The following is a 17023-nucleotide window of genomic DNA, read 5'->3' on the forward strand; positions in this document are numbered from 1 at the left end:
CCATCAGGACACCGACATGCTCTCCCTGTTCCAGCGAAAACGACCCCCGGTCGCTGCCGCGCCGTCGCCAGTACCCGACACCGACCTCCCGAAAGGGTGGGTGCGACCGGAGTCGGCCGCATCGCTGCTGGCCACCCCGCGCCGGCAGAAGCTGCTGGAACACATCTGGCAGCGCACGTCGCTCTCGCGCCGGCAGTTCGCCACCCTCTACCGCGCCCCGCTGGAGCGCTACGCCGAGCTGGTCCAGGCTTTCCCGGCCTCCGAAGCGCACCACCACGCCTACCCGGGCGGCATGCTCGACCATGGCCTCGAAATCGTCGCCTACAGCCTGAAACTGCGGCAGTCCCATCTGCTGCCCATCGGCGCCAGCCCCGAAGACCAGGCGGCGCAGGCCGAAGCCTGGACTGCGGCCGTCGCCTATGCCGCGCTGCTCCATGACATCGGCAAGGTGGCGGTCGATCTGCACGTCGAACTGGCCGACGGCAGCACCTGGCACCCGTGGCACGGGCCGCTGCGTCAGCCGTACCGCTTCCGCTACAACCCCGACCGCGAGTACCGGCTCCATAGCGCCGCGACAGGCTTGCTCTACCGGCAACTGCTCGACCGCGATCTGCTGGACTGGCTCAGCGGCTATCCGTCCCTGTGGGCGCCGCTGCTCTACGTCCTGGCCGGGCAGTACGAGCACGCCGGGGTGCTGGGCGAGCTGGTCGTGCAGGCCGACCGCGCCTCCGTCGCCCAGGAGCTGGGCGGCGACCCCGCGCGCGCCATGGCCGCGCCCAAGCACTCGCTCCAACGCAAGCTGGTCAACGGGCTGCGCTACCTGCTCAAGGAAGAGCTGAAACTGAACCAGCCCGAAGCCTCCGATGGCTGGCTCACCGAGGACGCGCTGTGGCTGGTGAGCAAGACGGTATCGGACAAGCTGCGCGCGCACCTGCTGTCCCAGGGGGTCGATGGCATCCCCGCGAACAACACCGCGGTGTTCAACGTGCTCCAGGACCACGGCATGTTGCAGCCGACGTCCGATGGCAAGGCGATCTGGCGCGCGACCGTGACCAGTTCGACCGGCTGGTCCCACTCGTTCACCCTGTTGCGGCTGGCACCTGCGCTGATTTGGGAGCCTGGCGAGCGGCCGACGCCGTTCGCCGGGACGGTGGCGATCGACACGACACCAGCAGACAAAGATGCCGATGCTTCAGTGCCAGCACCAGCGATCGCGGCGGTGCCGCCCGCCGAAGATCAGCAGCCCGCTCCCTGGGAGGAAGCCAGCGGCGCCGCTGCCGTGGCTCATCCGCCTGCCGCCCAAGCCGTGCCCGACGTCATGGAAGACATGCTGGCGATGGTGGGAATGGGTGATTTGCCCGCCGCCCGGCAGGATGCAGAAGCCGTCTCGGTCGAAGCGCCTGCCGTAGGCCCCGAAACGCCTGCGCCGCCCCTGGCGAACCCCTGCTTCCGTCACCAGCGCCCGCGTCCACTGCCGCGCAGCCATCCGGTGAGCACTTCATGGCATGGCTGCAACAAGGTGTCGCTTCGCGGCGGCTCATCATCAACGACGCCAAGGCGCTCGTACACACCGTGGGCGACACCGCCTACCTCGTCAGCCCCGGCGTCTTCCAGCGATATGCGCAGGAGCACCCGCAAGTGGGCACGCTGGCGAAACAGGAAAGCCAGCAGGATTGGCAGTGGGTGCAAAAGCGCTTCGAACGGCTGCAATACCACCGCAAGCATCCCAACGGCCTGAACATCTGGAGCTGCGAGGTCACTGGTCCCAGGAAGTCTCGCGGCCTCCACGGTTACCTGCTGGGCAATGCCCGGTTGCTGTTTGCCGAGACGCCGCCAAACAATCCCTATTTGCTACTGGCGCAAGAGAAGTAACAAGGCTTCAAGCACCTATTCAGGTTTGACGTTGGCCGCCTTAACCATTTCGCCGACGAAGGCCGTGTCCTGCTTGATCACCGCGGCGAATTCCCGCGGAGACCCCGCCATCACAGTCATACCCTTGGAATTCACCTGCTGCTCGGCAAAGGCCGAACTGCGTAAGATCGACGCGATTTCAGCGTTCAGCTTGTTGACAATCTCCGGTGGCGTCCCCTTTGGCGCGAACAAGCCGTACCAGATGAACGACTTCAGGTACGGGAAGCCTTGCTCCGCCGTCGTCTTTACGTTCGGGAACTGAGGCAGTCGTTTGTCCCCGGCCACCGCCAGCGGACGCACGCGACCACTTTTGATCATCTCACCGGCAACGCCTGGACTCGCGACACTCAAGTCGACCTCCCGAGAGGCCACACCCATCATGACCGGAGCGATACCCTTGTAGGGCACATGCAACAGGTCAACACCTTCACGCTTGTTGAGGTAGCCAAACACCAACTGTGGCTGCGTGCCGTTCCCGTATGAGCCGAAGGAGAAATGCTGCCGCCCCTTCTTCGCCGCAGCCACCATCTCCTGGAGATCCGTGAAGGGTACGTTCGGATGCGCGAAGACGAGGTTGTCGCCCTTGACCATCTGGATCACTGGTTCAAATCCGCCATCCGGGTCATAGGGAAGCGCCTTGAACAGGTGCCGGTTCGACGTGAATGTCGGATCTGTCGTTGCCAGCAACGTATATCCGTCCGCCGGCGAGCGGGCAGCGAGCTCTGCGCCGATGAAGGTCGAGGCGCCCGGCTTGTTCTCGACGACAAAGGGTTGCCCCCATTTCTGGGAGAGCTCGTTACCGAGCGCCCGTACCAGCACGTCAATGCCGCCTCCGGCGAAAGGCACGATGACGCGCACGGGCTTGCTCGGGTAGGGAACCGCCTGCGCACCAGCCACACCCATGGCGACCAGTGCCACCACGCCGAGCATGATCTTGAGAGGGGAGGACATCTTGTTCACATTTGTCTCCTTGCTGCTTCTCAGTACGGACGCGGCGCGACCTCGTCCGCCTCGACAACCGACAACGTCATCTCACCCACCTGCTCGATCGCGATCGTCACCTTGTCGCCAGCAACGATCGGACCCACACCAGTTCTTCGATGGCGTCGCAGTGGGTAGACAGGTGCAGCAAGCGCCGCTTGTGCAGTGCACGTATCGCTTGGCGGATGTACAGCGTGTGAGGCGATTGATGCCACGGTGGGGCCGCACGCACGGTGCCCAGGTACAGGCCGTGGGCGGTTGAGACGCTGGCGTAGCGGGCGTCGTCTTCATCCTCAATGTGGAGCCAGAGGTTCTTGCCGATGAGGTCGGTGCGCAGGCACAGCCATTCGGCCGAATACCGGGCGTTGGCAAAGTTGAAATGGGGGCGCCGTCCGGTCGCAACACCGCCGAGCAGGGTGCACAACTTGCGAACGCCCACCATTCTGCGGACTGCACCGGGGTCGGCCAGGCGCAGGGGTGTCGCTCCTTTGCGGTCAACCATTCCAGCTGGTCGAGTGGACTGCGGTGCCCAGGCCGCTGTGGGGTGTCGCGTTGTAGTTGGCGATGATGGTGTCGAGCAACTCAGCGGCGTATTCGAGTTGGAACTGAGTTGCTTTGGCTGCCGCATCCGGGTCGGCGCGCCGGACATCTTTGGGTGAGCCACCCGTGGTTGGCGACAGCCGGTGGAATCCACCGTCGGCCAGTCGCCGAAAAAATGACTCGATAGACGGGCGGTCGTCCAGGCTGCGCCGGCTGGCGAACGCTGTGGTGTCTTGTGGTTTCAGAACCCGGGCGCCGACCACATCGTGCATGGTGCGTATTCCACGCGATGGCGGACACGATTCCATGCTGATGGCGGACAGTGTTCCAGCGTGATGGCGGACAGTGTTCCACGCTGAAGGCGGACAGCATTCCAAACTGATGGCGGACACCTGCGGGGTGTTCTGAGTGACCCGAACGCGGCATACGCTGCCCGGTTTTTTGACCGGAACCAGCGATGCCCACACCCAGGGTCACCATGAGCAAACTACGACACACACTGCAACTGCTGCACCGCGGGGCCTTGAGCACCCGTCAAATCGGTGCCGCCCTCGGCATCTCCAAATCCACTGTCAGCGAGATAGCCAGCTACGCGCGCGTGGCCGGCGTGGACTGGGCACTGGCCCAGAGCCTGAACGACGACGAACTCCAGGCCCGGCTCTACAAGCCACCCGTGGCGCGCGAGTCCCGGCACCTTGAACCCGACCACGCCCACATCCACCGCGAACTGCGCCGACCTGGCGTGACGCTGCAGTTGCTTTGGGAGGAATACCAGCAACAGCACAGCGGGCAGGCGTACAAGTACAGCGCCTTCTGCGAGAAGTACAAGGCCTGGGCCCGGCGCCTGCAGCGCTCCATGCGCCAGACCCACACGGGCGGTGACAAGCTCTTTGTGGACTACGCCGGCCAGACCGTTCCCGTGGTGGATGCCGACACTGGCGAGATACGCCAGGCCCAGGTCTTCGTGGCCGTGCTGGGCGCATCGAACTACACCTACGCCTGCGCCACCGCCAGCCAGAAGGCCACCGACTGGGTGGCCAGCATCATTAGCGCGCTGGAGTTCATCGGCGGCGTGCCCCGCCTGCTGGTGCCTGACCAGCCGCGCGCCCTCATGGCCCGACCCGACCGTTACGAGCCCACCGCGCACCGCCTGCTCGAAGAGCTCTGTGCGCACTACAGCCTGGCCGTGATGCCCGCGCGCCCGGCCAAGCCACGCGACAAACCCAAGGTGGAGGTCGCTGTGCAGGTGGTCGAGCGCTGGATTCTGGCCAGGCTGCGCCACCAGACCTTCTTCAGCCTGGCCGAGCTCAACCGGGCGATTGCCGCCTTGCTGGTGGACTTGAACCAGCGCGCGTTCAAGAAGCTGCCGGGCAACCGCACCAGCGCCTTCGCCGAACTCGACCGGCCAGCCCTGCGCCCCCTGCCGCCGGTGCGCATGCCCATCGCGCGCTTCAAACCCGCCCGCGTCAACATCGATTACCACGTTGAGCTCGATGGCCACTACTACTCGGTGCCCCACGCCCTGGTGGGTGAGCCGGTGGAGTTGCGCATCACGGCCGGCACGCTCGAAGTCCTGCACGGCAGCAAACGCGTGGCCGCCCACGCCCTCAATCCCCGACGGGGTGCACACACCACCACGCCCGAGCACATGCCGGCCTCGCACCGGGCGCACCTGCAGTGGACGCCGGCCAAGCTCATCGCCTGGGGTGAGCGCGTGGGCGCGGCCACCGCCGCCGTGGTGCGCTGGCAGATGGAGCACCGCCAGCATCCCGAGCAGGGTTACCGCTCCTGTCTGGGCCTCATGCGCCTGGGCCGTGAGTACGGGGCTGACCGGCTGGAGGCCGCCTGTGCGCGGGCGCAGTCGATTCGCTCACCGTCCTACAAGAGCATCGCCTCCATCCTGGGCTGCGGCCTGGACCAGCGGCCGCTGGATGCGCCGATGGCCGCACAGGCGAGCCTGCCGCTGCACGAGAACGTGCGCGGGCCGGGCTACTACCACTGAACTCCAACGTGCAAGCAAACCTAACAAGGAAGAACCATGCTCAACGAACAGACCTTGAACCAACTGCGCGCCCTGCGCCTGGACGGCATGGTGGCCGCCCTCAGCGACGCGGCCACCCACATCACGGCCAGCGAGCTGCCCTTTGAACAACGCCTGGCGCTGCTGGTGCAGCGCGAGGTGGACTGGCGTGACAGCAAGCGCCTGGAGCGCCTGTTGAAGGCGGCCCGCCTGAAGGTCTCCAGTGCCTGCCTGGAGGACATCGACTGGCGCGCCAGCCGGGGCCTGAGCCGAGAGGTCATCACCAGCCTGGCCGGCGGGGACTGGCTGCGCCATGGCCACAACGTGCTGCTCACCGGCGCCACCGGGTGCGGCAAGACGTGGCTCGCCTGCGCACTGGGGCAGCAGGCCGCGCGCCTGGGCTTCTCGGTGCTCTACACCCGCGCGCCACGGCTGCTGCAGGAGCTGCACGTGGCCCACGGCGATGGCAGCCTGGGCAAACGGCTGGCGCAACTGGCGCGGCTGGACCTGCTCATCCTGGACGACTTCGGCATCGCGCCGATTGCCGCGCACGAGCGAAACGACCTGCTGGAATTGCTGGACGACCGGGTGGGCACGCGCTCGACGCTCATCACCAGCCAGTTGCCGGTGACGGCCTGGCACGCCTGGCTGGACGAGCCCACGCTGGCCGACGCCATCCTGGACCGCATCGTGCACGGCTCGCACAAGATAGCCCTCAAGGGCGAGTCGATGCGCAAGCTCACCAAGGCCGTCTGAGCCGGCCGCGCCGACCGCCATTCCACGCTGATGGCGGACACTTCGGCTACGATTTGAGCGTCACTCAGGACACCCGCGCAACGTGTCCGCCATCGCCTGGAACGCTGTCCGCGATGGGAATGGAATCACTGTCCGCCATCAGTGGAATGCGCAGCCAGGGATATCAACGAGGTGCTGAGCATGGATTTCGTCTCGGACAGCCTGTCCAGTGGACGGCGCATCAAGTGTCTGACGGTGGTGGATGACTTCAGCAAGGAGTCCGTGGACATCACGGTGGACTACGGCATCTCGGGCCAGTACGTCACGCGCGTGCTCGACCAAGTGGCCAGGTTCCGTGGCTATCCGGCAGCCGTGCGAACGGACAATGGCCCGGAGTTCACCAGTCGGGCGTTCCTGGCCTGGACGCACAAGAATGGGATTCGGCACATCCTGATTGAGCCGGGCAAGCCCATGCAGAACGGCTATATCGAGAGCTTCAACGGCAAGTTCAGAGATGAATGCCTCAACGAGCAGTGGTTTGAATCGTTGTCACAGGCCCGGGAGTGCATTGCGCATTGGCGGCGGGATTACAACGAGGTCAGGCCGCACAGCAGTTTGGGGCGCATCCCTCCGGCACGATTCGCACAGCAGCACCGCCAGCGCGCGGGCGGTGCTGCTGACAGTGAGCAGAAACAAAACTTCGATTAACCTTCACCCCGGACTTCTCCAATCCGTTGGTACGGTCAATGGGGGCAGGTCAAACGGATAGTCTATTTCCGGTGCGGCTTCAGCCTGCCTCGGCATCAGCATGAAGATTGCGTTCCATCGCAGCCATCAACTCGGTGCCGCTCATTTTGAGCGCAACGGCAACCTTCAGTATGACGGTCAGCGAGGGCAAATGCTTCCCTCGCTCGATCTTGCTCATGTGCGAACGCTCGATTCCGGCCTGCGCGGCCAGTTCCTCTTGAGCAACACCCTGATCCATACGAAAGGCGCGCACAGCCTTGCCGAAAGCCAGGGCTGGCTCGGCTTCATATCTGGTTGTGCCCGGGGGCGGCCTCGTTGAACACTACGCTTCTGCATCAGCAGAAGCGTCGAGCAGTCACGATAATTTAACCACGTTAAATTTAACTCACGAGTATCATATTGGATTGCCTTGTTTATCAATTCTCTTCTTGGGGGCTGTTATGCACGAGGCCACCAGTCGGTCCACCCTTAAACTTGCCGTAGCACCGGGCGTACCGTCATCACACCTTTCGGCGCTTCTCGCGCGACAACGCGCGGAAGAACCAGATGTCGCGCTCGCGTTTTTCGAGGTTACAGGCGACGTTCTGCTTCAGGGACTTCTTGAGGGCCGCTTCGACATTGGGGTGTCACTTCAGGATGCCAGCGACCCAGCCCTCAAATCGCAACCCCTATGGATTGAGGACATGGCCGTGGCCATAGCACCACGGTTCCACTTACTCGACCAGGCGAAGCTCACCATCGCAGATCTCCAGGATCACACGATCTATCGGTGGCAGGCGGAAGCTTGTCCCCTGCTAGATGAGAGCTTGATTTCGCTCATGCCTGTGGACCGGGAGAACGTCCAGCGGGTGCCTTCGTTCGAGATGATGGCGCTATGGGTTGCTGCCGGCTACGGCGTTGGGCTATCCGCGCAATCGCGCATAGACCATGCTCATGGCTGGGGTTCACTATGCGGCCGCTCGCAGACGGCCCCTTTAAGGTCGTGACATACCTGCAACGGCCTTACGCACAAGTTGACTCGGTTATCGAGCGATTCGAGCAGAGAGCACTGCAAGTTGCCGGGACAGGCTCCGCGTGGTGAATCCCTCTATGGCCGGAGTCACTTGGCGACACCCGGTCGCGCTGAGTAGTAGAGGTCACTCGCGCTCGATGACCCGGAGCAGTGCGGTTCTACGCTTCGACATGGGACCAAATGCCTTCGTGACATCTTCAACACTCTTCCCAGCCTGCAAAGCATCGAGGATGTCAGCCCAGTCCTGCATGATCACCTTGCGCGATTCCACGAACTTCGTGTGGTCGTAGGGGGCACGCGAGGAATCCTTGTTCTTCTTGGAATGTGCAAGTTGGAGATCAACTCGCTTTTCAGGATAGCCCAGCAGCCCAAGAATCGTCGTAGCAGTGGAACGAAATCCATGGGACGAAAAACGTCCTCCATAACCCATGCGCTTGAGTGCTTGATTGAGCGTCGTCGCCGACATCACCTGCCCCGGCTTCCTGTAGCTCGGGAACAATACCTTTCCGCCACCGGTGAGCGCATAGAGTTCCTAAGCGCAGCCACTGCCTGCCGCGATAACGGAACCAGATGAGGGCGCCGCATCTTCATGCGCTCGGCGGGAATTGACCAAATGGCATTGTTCAGATCGAACTCTTCCCACGACGCTTTGCGAAGTTCGACCGTGCGCACATAGGTCAATGCCATCAATTTGAGGGCAAGCACCGTCGTTCGATACCCTCCTTCGTTGTCCACCCGATTCAGAAAGTCCGGGATCTCTGCCCATGTCAGCGGAGGGTTATGACGGACTTGAGGACGCTTGACCAGCCCCTTGAGCAAGGAGGCGGGATCGAATTCGCAGACACCTTGGGCAGCCGCATAGCTGAAGATCTGACCACACCACTGGCGGATGAGAATCGCCACAGTCTTCGCTCCCCGAGCAGCCACATCCTTGATGATAGGTCGCAGATGGGGAGCCCTGATGGAGCTGATCGGCAACTTCCCGATCCGTGGGAAGACGTCCTTTTCAAGGTAGCTGGTGACCTGGTTGGTGTAGTACTCGCTCCAGTGGGCGTTGGCTGCGATCCATTCCCGAGCAACAACTTCGAACGTGCGTTCGTATGTGTCGGCCTGGAGGGCCATGGCCGCCTTTTTCTCCACGATGGGATCAAGCCCCTTCCTGACCAGCGTCTTCGCTCGATCACGTTCAGCACGAGCCGCCTCCAACGTGATCTTTGGGTACACCCCGATTGAGTACACCTGCTCAGCACCACCCAGCCGGTAGCGGTACCACCAGAGCTTGGAGCCATTAGGTTGAACGCGCAAAAAGAGGCTGCCGCCGTCCCGTAGTTGGTACACCCTCGGCCTCGGCTGCGCCGTTTCCACTTTGCGCGCCGAGAGAAGATTGAGTGCTGTGAGTGCCATGTGTATAACGCCTCCAAATTGGCCCGTTACACACTCCATTACACACATGAGCACTGGATTTGTCCAGCTTTCAGAATCGCTCGATGGACGATCAACCCTTTAAAAACAAGGACTTAGAGTTTCTCCGTGGAGGTTGATGGAAGCCAGTGGACCTCAATCGTAGTTATCGATCATCAGCACGTTCATGCCTGGCTCCTCAATACCGGACTTCCATACGCAGAGGACGCAAAGGTTTCGCAGAGGACGCAAAAGAAATGCCAAAGAAATTTCATAGCTTGTTCACCAGGCGTTGAATGCCCTTGACGACCGGAAAGGCATGGAAATTGATGAGGAGGCCGAGCTTGAGGCCCGACAGACGCAGATAGGTCAGCAGTTGGGCGCGGTGCGCTTCCATCAAGCTGTCCAGTGCCTTCAGTTCCACAATCACCGCTTCTTCGACGATGAAATCCGCCCGGTAGGCCAGCCCGACATCCAACCCCTTGTAGCGCGCGGCAACGGGCACCTCGCGTTGAAAACGCAAACCACGCTGCGCCAGTTCGATCGACAACGCCCCCGCATAGGCGCTTTCCAGCAACCCCACACCCAGCACACGCTGCACCTCTACCGCGGCGCCGATCACCTCATGCGAAAAATCATTCTCGATTCTTGGCTGTTCCTTCTGCGTCCTCTGCGAAACCTCTGCGTCCTCTGCGTATGGCTGTTGGCTGTTCGGCAAGGGCATCATCACTCCAGCCCCTCCTCCACCAGCTCGCTCGCCCGCAGCAGCGCGCGCGCCTTGTGCTCCGTCTCTTTCCATTCCATCTCGGGCACGCTGTCGGCCACCACGCCGGCCGCCGCCTGCACGTGCAGGGTCTGATCCTTGACGATGGCGGTGCGGATGGCGATGGCCAGGTCCATGTCGCCGGCGTAGCTGATGTAGCCGCAGGCGCCGCCGTAGATGCCGCGCTTGACGGGCTCGAGCTGGTCGATCAGCTCCATGGCGTGCACCTTGGGCGCGCCGCTCAGCGTGCCGGCAGGGAAGGTGGCCTTCAGCACGTCCATGTTGGTCATGCCTTCGTTCAGGATGCCCTCGACGTTGCTGACGATGTGCATCACGTGGCTGTAGCGCTCCACCGCGAAGGCTTCGGTGACCTTCACGCTGCCGGTTTTGGCGATGCGGCCGATGTCGTTGCGCGCCAGGTCGATCAGCATCACGTGCTCGGCACGCTCCTTGGGGTCGGCCACCAGTTCTTCCTCGGTGGCCTTGTCCAACTCGGGCGTGGCGCCACGCGGGCGGGTGCCGGCCAGCGGGCGGATGGTGACCTTCTTGCCCTCGGCGGTGTGCTCCTGCCGCACCAGGATCTCGGGGCTGGCGCTGACCACGTGGAAGTCGCCGAAGTCGTAATAGATCATGTACGGCGACGGATTCAGCGAGCGCACCGCCCGGTACAGGCTGAGCGGCGACTCGGTGTAGCGCTTGCTGATGCGCTGGCCCACCTGCACCTGCATGAAGTCGCCGGCGGCGATCAGTTCCTTGGCGCGCTCCACCGCGGCCAGGTAGTCGGCCTTGGCGAAGCTGCGCTCTGCGGGATAGTTGGTGCTCGGCTTCACCTGTGGCGCGGCCACCGAATAGCGCAGCTGCTCGCGCAGCACTTTCAGACGCTTCTTGGCGTTGCTGTACGACTCGGGCTGGGCCGGGTCGGCGTAGACGATCAGATACAGCTTGCCCGACAGGTTGTCGATGACGGCCAGCTCCTCGCAGTGCATCAGCAGGATGTCGGGCGTGCCCAGGGTGTCGGGCGGGCAACTGGCTGACAGCTTCTTCTCGATGTGGCGCACCACGTCGTAGCCGAAGTAGCCCGCGAGCCCGCCGCAAAAGCGCGGCAGGCCGGGGCGCAGCGCGACCTTGAAGCGCTTTTGGTAGGCATCGACGAAGTCCAGCGGGTTGCCTGGCGCCGTCTCGACGACCTGGCCGTCGGTCACCACCTCGGTGCGCGCAGCCGCGCCGAAGCCGCTGGCCCTTAGAAAAGTGCGCGCCGGCAGGCCGATGAAGCTGTAGCGGCCGAAGCGCTCGCCGCCGATGACCGATTCGAGCAGAAAACTATAGCGCCCACCGCCCGCCCCGCCTGCGCCGGCGGCCAGTTTCATGTAAAGCGACAGCGGCGTTTCGAGATCCGCGAAGGCCTCGCTCATCAGCGGGATGCGGTTGTAGCCCTGGCTGGCCAGGCTCTTGAATTCAAGTTCGGTGATCACAGGGTCGAGCCTCCATGCTCGCTGGCGGGGCATGGGGCCCGGCCGTTTCGTCTTCCTTCATTGCGGCACCGGAAGGTGTGGCGCCGCGCCCAGCGCCCATTGCGGGCGCGAATCACAAAGTCAGCGTGCAGGCTTGCGCCAGGGCCACGCCCCTGGACGGCGGCGCCCAGTGGTGATATGACGTTGCGGGAAGAGAACATGCGGCCTAGTGTAGCAAACAGGTTTTGCGCATGTCAGCCTGAACGCCGACCAGGCCGGTGGGCATTGTCTTGCTTACAACAGGCCCGCCGCCGTGCCCAATGGGCCATCGGGCGCGCCCGTGCGCCACCCGCTCCCCTCCCTGCTTCAACCCCGCCGGCCGCCAGGCCGGGCAACAGAGACTGCCATGCTGATCCGGATTGGTTACGACATCGAACTGGCCTTGAGCGCCCCCACCACCGTGCTCGCGGCGCTGCACGTGCACCCTTCGCGCGCCGGCGACCTGCAGGCCCCCGAGCAATTCGCCGTCGAGCCGGCGCTGCCGCTCCTCAACTACCAGGACGGCTTCGACAACACCATCACGCGCGTCGACGTGCCCGCTGGCGTGGGCAGCGTGCGCTTCACCAACCACGCCGTGGTGGCCGACAGCGGCCTGCCCGACCCGGTGCATGCCGACGCGCGCCAGCACCCGCTGCACGAGCTGCCGCTGGAGGTGTTCCGCTTTCTGCTGCCCAGCCGCTACTGCGAGGTCGACAGCGAACTGATGCCCTTCGCCTGGAACCGGTTCGGCCAGTTGCCCGAAGGCTGGGCGCGCGTGCAGGCCATCTGCGACTTCGCGCACCGGCACATCCGCTTCGACTACATGCAGGCACGCGCCAACCGCACCGCGCTGCAGGCCTGGCAGGAGGGCGTGGGCGTGTGCCGCGACTATGCGCACCTGTCGGTCACGCTGTGCCGCTGCCTGAACATTCCGGCGCGTTACGTCACGGGCTACCTGGGCGACATCGGCATGCCGCCGCCCTATGCGGCGATGGATTTCGCCGCCTGGATGGAGGTCTACCTTGGCGGCCAGTGGCACACCTTCGACGCGCGCAACAACACGCCGCGCATCGGCCGCGTGCTGATGGCGCGCGGGCGCGACGCCGCCGACGTGCCGATCACCATGGTGTTCGGCTGGAGCCAGCTGAACCGCTTCGAGGTGATCACCGACGAAGTGGCGCCGGCTGCACCCCAGCCGGCGCCCTGACCGCCGCCGCCGGGCACGGGTATTCACCGATGGCATGCCGGTAACAAAATGTCATCATGAAACGAACGGTCGTTCTTTTCAAAGGTGATGGCGATGCACATGCAGCAAGCGGGTGTCCGGTTTCTTCCCCACCTGGTCATGGCCTGGATGCTGGCGGGCGCCCTGCTCGCCGCCGTGCCGCGCGGCGCGCAGGCGGCCGAGGTGGAAGGGGTCAAGCTGGCCGAGCAGATCAGCGTGGCGGGCCAGCCGCTGGTGCTGAACGGGGCGGGCACGCGCTACCGCGCCGTGTTCAAGGTCTATGTCGCCGGGCTGTACCTGCCGCGCAAGACGCATTCGGTGGACGAGATCCTGAAGGTCGGCGCCGAGCCACGCCGCCTGCAGCTGACGATGCTGCGCGACATCGACGCCGCCGAGTTCGGCAAGATGTTCTACCGCGGCATGGAAGACAACATGGACAGGAACGCGTTCGCCAAGCTGGTGCCGGGCGTGATGCGCATGAGCCAGGTGTTCACCGACTTCAAGCGCAACAAGGCGGGCGACGTGATCGACATCGACTGGGTGCCGGGCACGGGCATGACGATCCATGTCAACGGCAAGTCGGCCGGCGAGCCGTTCAAGGAGCCCGAGTTCTTCGCCGCGCTGATGCGCATCTGGCTGGGCACCAAGCCGCCCGACTGGAAGCTGAAGGACGCGCTGCTGGGCAAGGCCGAGGGCGCCGCGTCCTGAGCCGCGGGCGTCAGCCCGCGTCCGGCTCGGCCAGGTAGAACAGCTCCTGCCCCACCTCGGCCTCGGGGTGCGGAAACAGCACGCAGCCGTCGTAGGGCGCGGCCACGGGTGTGCCGTCGGCGCGGTGGGCGATGACGTCGCCGGCCTGCACGGCGTCGAAGCTGTGCCAGTCCTGCGCCAGGCGGTCGGCGGGTGATTCGCGCAGCACCACGTCCTTGAGCCGCGCGGCCGGGCCGGCAAAGCGCGGTGGCGCGGGCACGTGCGCCAGCTCCAGGTGCGCCAGCGCGCCGTGGATGGCGCGCGTGGCCACGTCGATGGCCTCCGGGTCTTCGTGCTGACCGCATTCGATGGTGACGGCGTAGCCGCCCTGGCTGCGCATGTATTCGTTGGTGCCGATGCCTTCGTCGTCGGGCAGTTCGCCGCGCAGCCCGGCGGCGCGGTCGTACACCTCCAGCCAGCCTTCGACCACCTGCTGCGCGCCCAGGGCACGGGCCAGCGCCATCTCTTCGGCGGCGCGGGCAAAGGGCTCGCGCGCGCCGCTGTTGTTGCGCGGGCCGACCATGGCGAAGGGGTCGCCCGGCGTGTGGAAGGAATGCAGATCCAGCAGCACCTCGTGCTGCGCCAGCAGCGGCGCCAGCTGGCGGGTGATGCGGTCTTCGTAGTCCTGCGGCTCGGGCTGCGGCAGAAAGCGGCGGTTCAGGTTGCGCTCGCCCTCGCGCGTGGCCTGCGCGAAGGCCAGCGGGTTGGCCACCGGCACCAGGGTGAGGCGGCCGCGCAGCAGGCGCAGGCGGCCATGCGTCAGGTCGTCGATGGCGCGCACGATGGCGTGGGCACCGCACACCTCGTTGCCGTGCACCGCACCCAGCACCACCAGCGATGGCCCCGGCGCCAGCGCCGCCCAGGTGTGCCAGTGCAGCACCTCGGGGTCGGCCACGGCGCGCCGCAGCAGTTCGTGATCCACACTCACCCGCCTCATCCTTCCTTTCGGGGCTGATTCTGCCGCTGCGCCGTCAGCCCTGCGGCGACCGCGGTCATGGTGTCGGCAAAGCCGTCGGCGTCGACGCCGCGCACCGGCTCGCCGTGGTTGTAGCCGTAGGTCATCAGCACCACGGGGCAGCCGGCGGCGCGCGCGGCCTGCGCGTCGTTCTGCGAATCACCCACCATCAGCGTGTGCGCCGGCGCGGTGCCCAGCGCCTTGCAGGCTTCGAGCAGCGGCAGCGGGTCGGGCTTCTTGCGGGCAAAGCTGTCGCCGCCGAAGACGTGGACGAAGAAGCCGTCCAGCCCTTTGGCGGCCAGCAGCGGTTTGGCGAACGACAAGGGCTTGTTGGTCAGGCACACCAGCGGCAGGCCCAGCTCGCGCAGCGCTTGCAGGCCCGCCACCACGCCGGGGTAGACGCTGCTGAACTGGCCGTTAATGGCCAGGTAGTGCTGCTGGTAGCTGCGCCAGGCCTGTTCGTAGCGCGCCTCGGGTTGCGTGGCCGGGCAGCTGGCGCCGATGGCGCCGCCGCTCAGGTCGGCCAGGCGCATCTGCTCGGCCAGCACGCTGCGGATCAGGTGCTCGGAGCCCTTGCCGACCGCGCGCTCGATGAAGTCGCGCGCCACCGGCGGCAGTTGCAGCTCGGCCAGCATGCGGCCCAACGCGACTTCGAAATCGCCCAGGGTGTCGACCTGGGTGCCGTCGAGGTCGATGATGCAGGCATCGATGACTTGTGTTAGCTTGCGAACCGTCATTAATAAGAGGAGACTGATGTGTTTGATCGCTTGAAGACCTTGCGCGCCAGCGCACTGCGCGGTGTGCTGATCCTGGGCCTGGCCTGTGCGACCACCGTCGCCTGGGCGCAGGACAAGGTGGTGTACCACATCAACAACGCCGAGGCGCAGGCCACGGCCGGGCTGCGCAACATCCGCAACCACCTCGATGTGGCGCCCAAGACGCAGATCGTGGTGGTGACGCACGCCGAAGGCATCGATTTTCTGCGCGAGGGCGCCAAGGACAAGAAAAACGCCGACATCGACTACAACGCGCTGGTGAACGCGCTGAAGTCGCGCGGCGTGCGGTTCGAGATCTGCGAGATCACGATTACCGGTGCAGGGCTGAAGAAGGACCAGTTCACCATGGATGCCGACTTCGTGCCCTCGGGCGTGGCGCGCATCACCGAGCTGCAGACGCGCGAAGGGTTTGCCTACATCAAGCCCTGAGGGGCGGCGACGGGCCCCGCCTGGAGGAGGGGGACCTTACAGATTTTTCAGAGCATCAAAAGGCCTTCAGCGCCCGTCCGCCGGGCGCCAGCAGCTTCTTTTTTGAACTACCAGATGGCGCCAAATGGCTATCGCCTGATTCGGGCGCCTCAGCCCGCCAGCGCGCGCCGCATGTCGGCAATGACGGCCGCGTAGTCGGGCTGGCCAAAGATGGCGCTGCCGGCGACGAAGGTGTCGGCCCCGGCGTCGGCCACCTGGCGGATGTTGGCGGCCTTGATGCCGCCGTCCACTTCCAGCCGGATGTCGCGGCCTGAGGCGTCGATGCGCTGGCGCGCCGCTTCCACCTTGCGCAGCGCGCTGTCGATGAACGACTGCCCGCCGAAGCCGGGGTTCACGCTCATGATCAGGATCAGGTCGATGTCGTCGATCAGCCAGTCCAGCACATCCAGCGGCGCGGCGGGGTTGAACACCAGCCCGGCCTGGCAGCCGGCGGCCTTGATGGCCTGCACGCTGCGGTGCGGGTGCGGCGTGGCGTCGGGGTGAAAGCTGATCAGGTCGGCCCCTGCCTGCGCGAAGGCCTGCGCCAGCGCGTCCACCGGCTGCACCATCATGTGCACGTCCATCGGCACCGGCGTGCCATCGGCGCGCACGGCGTGCGGCTTGATGGCCTGGCAGATCATGGGGCCAAAGGTGAGGTTGGGCACGTAATGGTTGTCCATCACGTCGAAGTGGATCCAGTCGGCGCCGGCGGCGATGACGTTTTCACTTCCTCGCCCAGCCGCGCGAAGTCGGCCGAGAGGATGGACGGGGCGATGCGGTAGGTGGTGCTCATGGGCGGCGATTTTCACCCACGGACGCCGGCGTTTCGCGCCGTTACCATCGTCGCATGCCGAAATACCAGTTCAGGGTCGAGGTCGAGCCCCAGTTTCTGCCGCACGAATCGGAGCCGGCGCGCGAGCTGTATGGCTTTGCCTACACCATCACCGTGCACAACACGGGCGAGGTGCCGGCGCAGCTGATCTCGCGCCACTGGGTCATCAACGACGCGCGCGGCCACACCGAGGAGGTCAAGGGCCTGGGCGTGGTGGGCCAGCAGCCGCTGCTGGCACCGGGCGAATCCTTCCAGTACACCAGCGGCTGCCGCCTGCGCACGCCCAGCGGCACCATGCACGGCAGCTACTTCTGCGTGGCGGCCGATGGCGAGCGCTTCGAGGTCGAGATCCCGATGTTCGTGCTGGATGCCGGCGACGGCGGCGTGGGCAGCACCCGCGTGCTGCACTGAACACCCCCG

At 65.1% G+C, this 17023-nt stretch carries 16 protein-coding genes and 4 pseudogenes; 9 read left to right on the top strand and 11 right to left on the bottom strand.

The genetic code is table 11. The features are described 5' to 3' along the window. Positions 1-16 precede the first annotated feature (16 nt). A pseudogene (gene mobH, locus H0I39_RS08085) lies at positions 17-1872 on the top strand (MobH family relaxase). A 15-nt stretch (positions 1873-1887) separates the two neighbouring features. On the opposite strand, the gene H0I39_RS08090 reads toward mobH, so the two are convergent. From H0I39_RS08090 to H0I39_RS08100, 3 genes are all read right to left on the bottom strand, one after another. Then, on the bottom strand, positions 1888-2862 hold the full coding sequence (locus H0I39_RS08090; protein WP_257646047.1) for a Bug family tripartite tricarboxylate transporter substrate binding protein: 975 nt from the start codon (positions 2860-2862) through the stop codon (positions 1888-1890). A 106-nt stretch (positions 2863-2968) separates the two neighbouring features. Next, on the bottom strand, positions 2969-3316 hold the full coding sequence (locus H0I39_RS08095) for a hypothetical protein (protein WP_180550137.1): 348 nt from the start codon (positions 3314-3316) through the stop codon (positions 2969-2971). Positions 3317-3386: 70 nt separating this feature from the next. After that, positions 3387-3704 carry a hypothetical protein gene (locus H0I39_RS08100; protein ID WP_180550138.1) on the bottom strand — a complete coding sequence of 106 codons (318 nt, stop codon included), beginning with the start codon at positions 3702-3704 and terminating at the stop codon, positions 3387-3389. 185 nt (positions 3705-3889) lie between these two features. Between H0I39_RS08100 and istA the strand changes: the two genes are divergently transcribed. The 3 genes and pseudogenes from istA to H0I39_RS08115 all read left to right on the top strand — a co-directional run. Continuing rightward, on the top strand, positions 3890-5434 hold the full coding sequence (gene istA, locus H0I39_RS08105) for an IS21 family transposase (protein ID WP_086250723.1): 1545 nt from the start codon (positions 3890-3892) through the stop codon (positions 5432-5434). Between the two features lie 36 nt (positions 5435-5470). Then, on the top strand, positions 5471-6208 hold the full coding sequence (gene istB, locus H0I39_RS08110; protein ID WP_011805003.1) for an IS21-like element helper ATPase IstB: 738 nt from the start codon (positions 5471-5473) through the stop codon (positions 6206-6208). A 165-nt stretch (positions 6209-6373) separates the two neighbouring features. Further along, positions 6374-6895 (top strand): annotated as a pseudogene (locus H0I39_RS08115) (integrase core domain-containing protein); the annotation flags it as partial. A gap of 79 nt (positions 6896-6974) precedes the next feature. Here H0I39_RS08115 and H0I39_RS08120 read toward each other — a convergent pair. After that, a pseudogene (locus H0I39_RS08120) lies at positions 6975-7270 on the bottom strand (helix-turn-helix domain-containing protein). A 104-nt stretch (positions 7271-7374) separates the two neighbouring features. Here H0I39_RS08120 and H0I39_RS08125 point away from each other — a divergent pair. Then, complete coding sequence (locus H0I39_RS08125) at positions 7375-7920, top strand: substrate-binding domain-containing protein (RefSeq protein WP_444547269.1); 546 nt, start codon at positions 7375-7377, stop codon at positions 7918-7920. Between the two features lie 150 nt (positions 7921-8070). Here the strand turns inward: H0I39_RS08125 and H0I39_RS24610 are convergent, their stop codons facing one another. From H0I39_RS24610 to trpE, 4 genes are all read right to left on the bottom strand, one after another. Beyond that, positions 8071-8412 carry a tyrosine-type recombinase/integrase gene (locus H0I39_RS24610; RefSeq protein WP_257645690.1) on the bottom strand — a complete coding sequence of 114 codons (342 nt, stop codon included), beginning with the start codon at positions 8410-8412 and terminating at the stop codon, positions 8071-8073. Continuing rightward, on the bottom strand, positions 8412-9350 hold the full coding sequence (locus H0I39_RS08130; RefSeq protein WP_257645691.1) for a tyrosine-type recombinase/integrase: 939 nt from the start codon (positions 9348-9350) through the stop codon (positions 8412-8414). The genes H0I39_RS24610 and H0I39_RS08130 overlap by 1 nt, the downstream gene beginning before the upstream one ends. A gap of 268 nt (positions 9351-9618) precedes the next feature. Continuing rightward, positions 9619-10074: a GxxExxY protein gene (locus H0I39_RS08135; protein WP_257646048.1), complete on the bottom strand. Its 456-nt coding sequence runs from the start codon at positions 10072-10074 to the stop codon at positions 9619-9621. Further along, positions 10074-11582: an anthranilate synthase component I gene (gene trpE / locus H0I39_RS08140; RefSeq protein ID WP_180550139.1), complete on the bottom strand. Its 1509-nt coding sequence runs from the start codon at positions 11580-11582 to the stop codon at positions 10074-10076. The genes H0I39_RS08135 and trpE overlap by 1 nt, the downstream gene beginning before the upstream one ends. Before the next feature lie 385 nt (positions 11583-11967). Here trpE and H0I39_RS08145 point away from each other — a divergent pair, with 385 nt between their 5' ends. Further along, positions 11968-12807, top strand: coding sequence for a transglutaminase-like domain-containing protein (locus H0I39_RS08145; protein WP_180550140.1), 840 nt, complete (start codon positions 11968-11970; stop codon positions 12805-12807). Positions 12808-12900: 93 nt separating this feature from the next. Continuing rightward, a complete protein-coding gene (locus tag H0I39_RS08150; RefSeq protein ID WP_257645693.1) occupies positions 12901-13533 on the top strand; it encodes a chalcone isomerase family protein in 633 nt (210 codons plus the stop codon). A 10-nt stretch (positions 13534-13543) separates the two neighbouring features. Here H0I39_RS08150 and H0I39_RS08155 read toward each other — a convergent pair whose 3' ends face one another. Both H0I39_RS08155 and gph read right to left on the bottom strand, forming a co-directional pair. After that, on the bottom strand, positions 13544-14494 hold the full coding sequence (locus tag H0I39_RS08155; protein ID WP_373368336.1) for a succinylglutamate desuccinylase/aspartoacylase family protein: 951 nt from the start codon (positions 14492-14494) through the stop codon (positions 13544-13546). Between the two features lie 11 nt (positions 14495-14505). Then, positions 14506-15264, bottom strand: coding sequence for a phosphoglycolate phosphatase (gene gph / locus H0I39_RS08160; protein ID WP_180550142.1), 759 nt, complete (start codon positions 15262-15264; stop codon positions 14506-14508). Positions 15265-15282: 18 nt separating this feature from the next. Between gph and H0I39_RS08165 the strand changes: the two genes are divergently transcribed. After that, a complete protein-coding gene (locus tag H0I39_RS08165) occupies positions 15283-15732 on the top strand; it encodes a DsrE family protein (RefSeq protein ID WP_308645803.1) in 450 nt (149 codons plus the stop codon). 149 nt (positions 15733-15881) lie between these two features. Here H0I39_RS08165 and rpe read toward each other — a convergent pair. Then, positions 15882-16564 (bottom strand): annotated as a pseudogene (gene rpe, locus H0I39_RS08170) (ribulose-phosphate 3-epimerase). Between the two features lie 54 nt (positions 16565-16618). On the opposite strand from rpe, the gene apaG reads away from it, so the two are divergent. Further along, entirely contained in the window at positions 16619-17014 is a 396-nt protein-coding gene (apaG, locus tag H0I39_RS08175) for a Co2+/Mg2+ efflux facilitator ApaG/CorD (RefSeq protein WP_180550143.1), read from the top strand. Positions 17015-17023: the final 9 nt, after the last annotated feature.

The organism is Ottowia beijingensis, from assembly GCF_013423955.1.
GTDB lineage: Bacteria > Pseudomonadota > Gammaproteobacteria > Burkholderiales > Burkholderiaceae_C > Ottowia > Ottowia beijingensis.

Excerpts from the sequence above, each read along its gene's own strand:
- H0I39_RS08090 (WP_257646047.1), bottom strand. The coding sequence starts at position 2,862 with ATGTCCTCCCCTCTCAAGATCATGCTCGGCGTGGTGGCACTGGTCGCC.
- H0I39_RS08100 (WP_180550138.1), bottom strand. The coding sequence starts at position 3,704 with ATGCACGATGTGGTCGGCGCCCGGGTTCTGAAACCACAAGACACCACA.
- istA (WP_086250723.1), top strand. The coding sequence starts at position 3,890 with ATGCCCACACCCAGGGTCACCATGAGCAAACTACGACACACACTGCAA.
- istB (WP_011805003.1), top strand. The coding sequence starts at position 5,471 with ATGCTCAACGAACAGACCTTGAACCAACTGCGCGCCCTGCGCCTGGAC.
- H0I39_RS08125 (WP_444547269.1), top strand. The coding sequence starts at position 7,375 with ATGCACGAGGCCACCAGTCGGTCCACCCTTAAACTTGCCGTAGCACCG.
- H0I39_RS24610 (WP_257645690.1), bottom strand. The coding sequence starts at position 8,412 with ATGTCGGCGACGACGCTCAATCAAGCACTCAAGCGCATGGGTTATGGA.
- H0I39_RS08130 (WP_257645691.1), bottom strand. The coding sequence starts at position 9,350 with ATGGCACTCACAGCACTCAATCTTCTCTCGGCGCGCAAAGTGGAAACG.
- H0I39_RS08135 (WP_257646048.1), bottom strand. The coding sequence starts at position 10,074 with ATGATGCCCTTGCCGAACAGCCAACAGCCATACGCAGAGGACGCAGAG.
- H0I39_RS08145 (WP_180550140.1), top strand. The coding sequence starts at position 11,968 with ATGCTGATCCGGATTGGTTACGACATCGAACTGGCCTTGAGCGCCCCC.
- H0I39_RS08150 (WP_257645693.1), top strand. The coding sequence starts at position 12,901 with ATGCACATGCAGCAAGCGGGTGTCCGGTTTCTTCCCCACCTGGTCATG.
- gph (WP_180550142.1), bottom strand. The coding sequence starts at position 15,264 with ATGACGGTTCGCAAGCTAACACAAGTCATCGATGCCTGCATCATCGAC.
- apaG (WP_180550143.1), top strand. The coding sequence starts at position 16,619 with ATGCCGAAATACCAGTTCAGGGTCGAGGTCGAGCCCCAGTTTCTGCCG.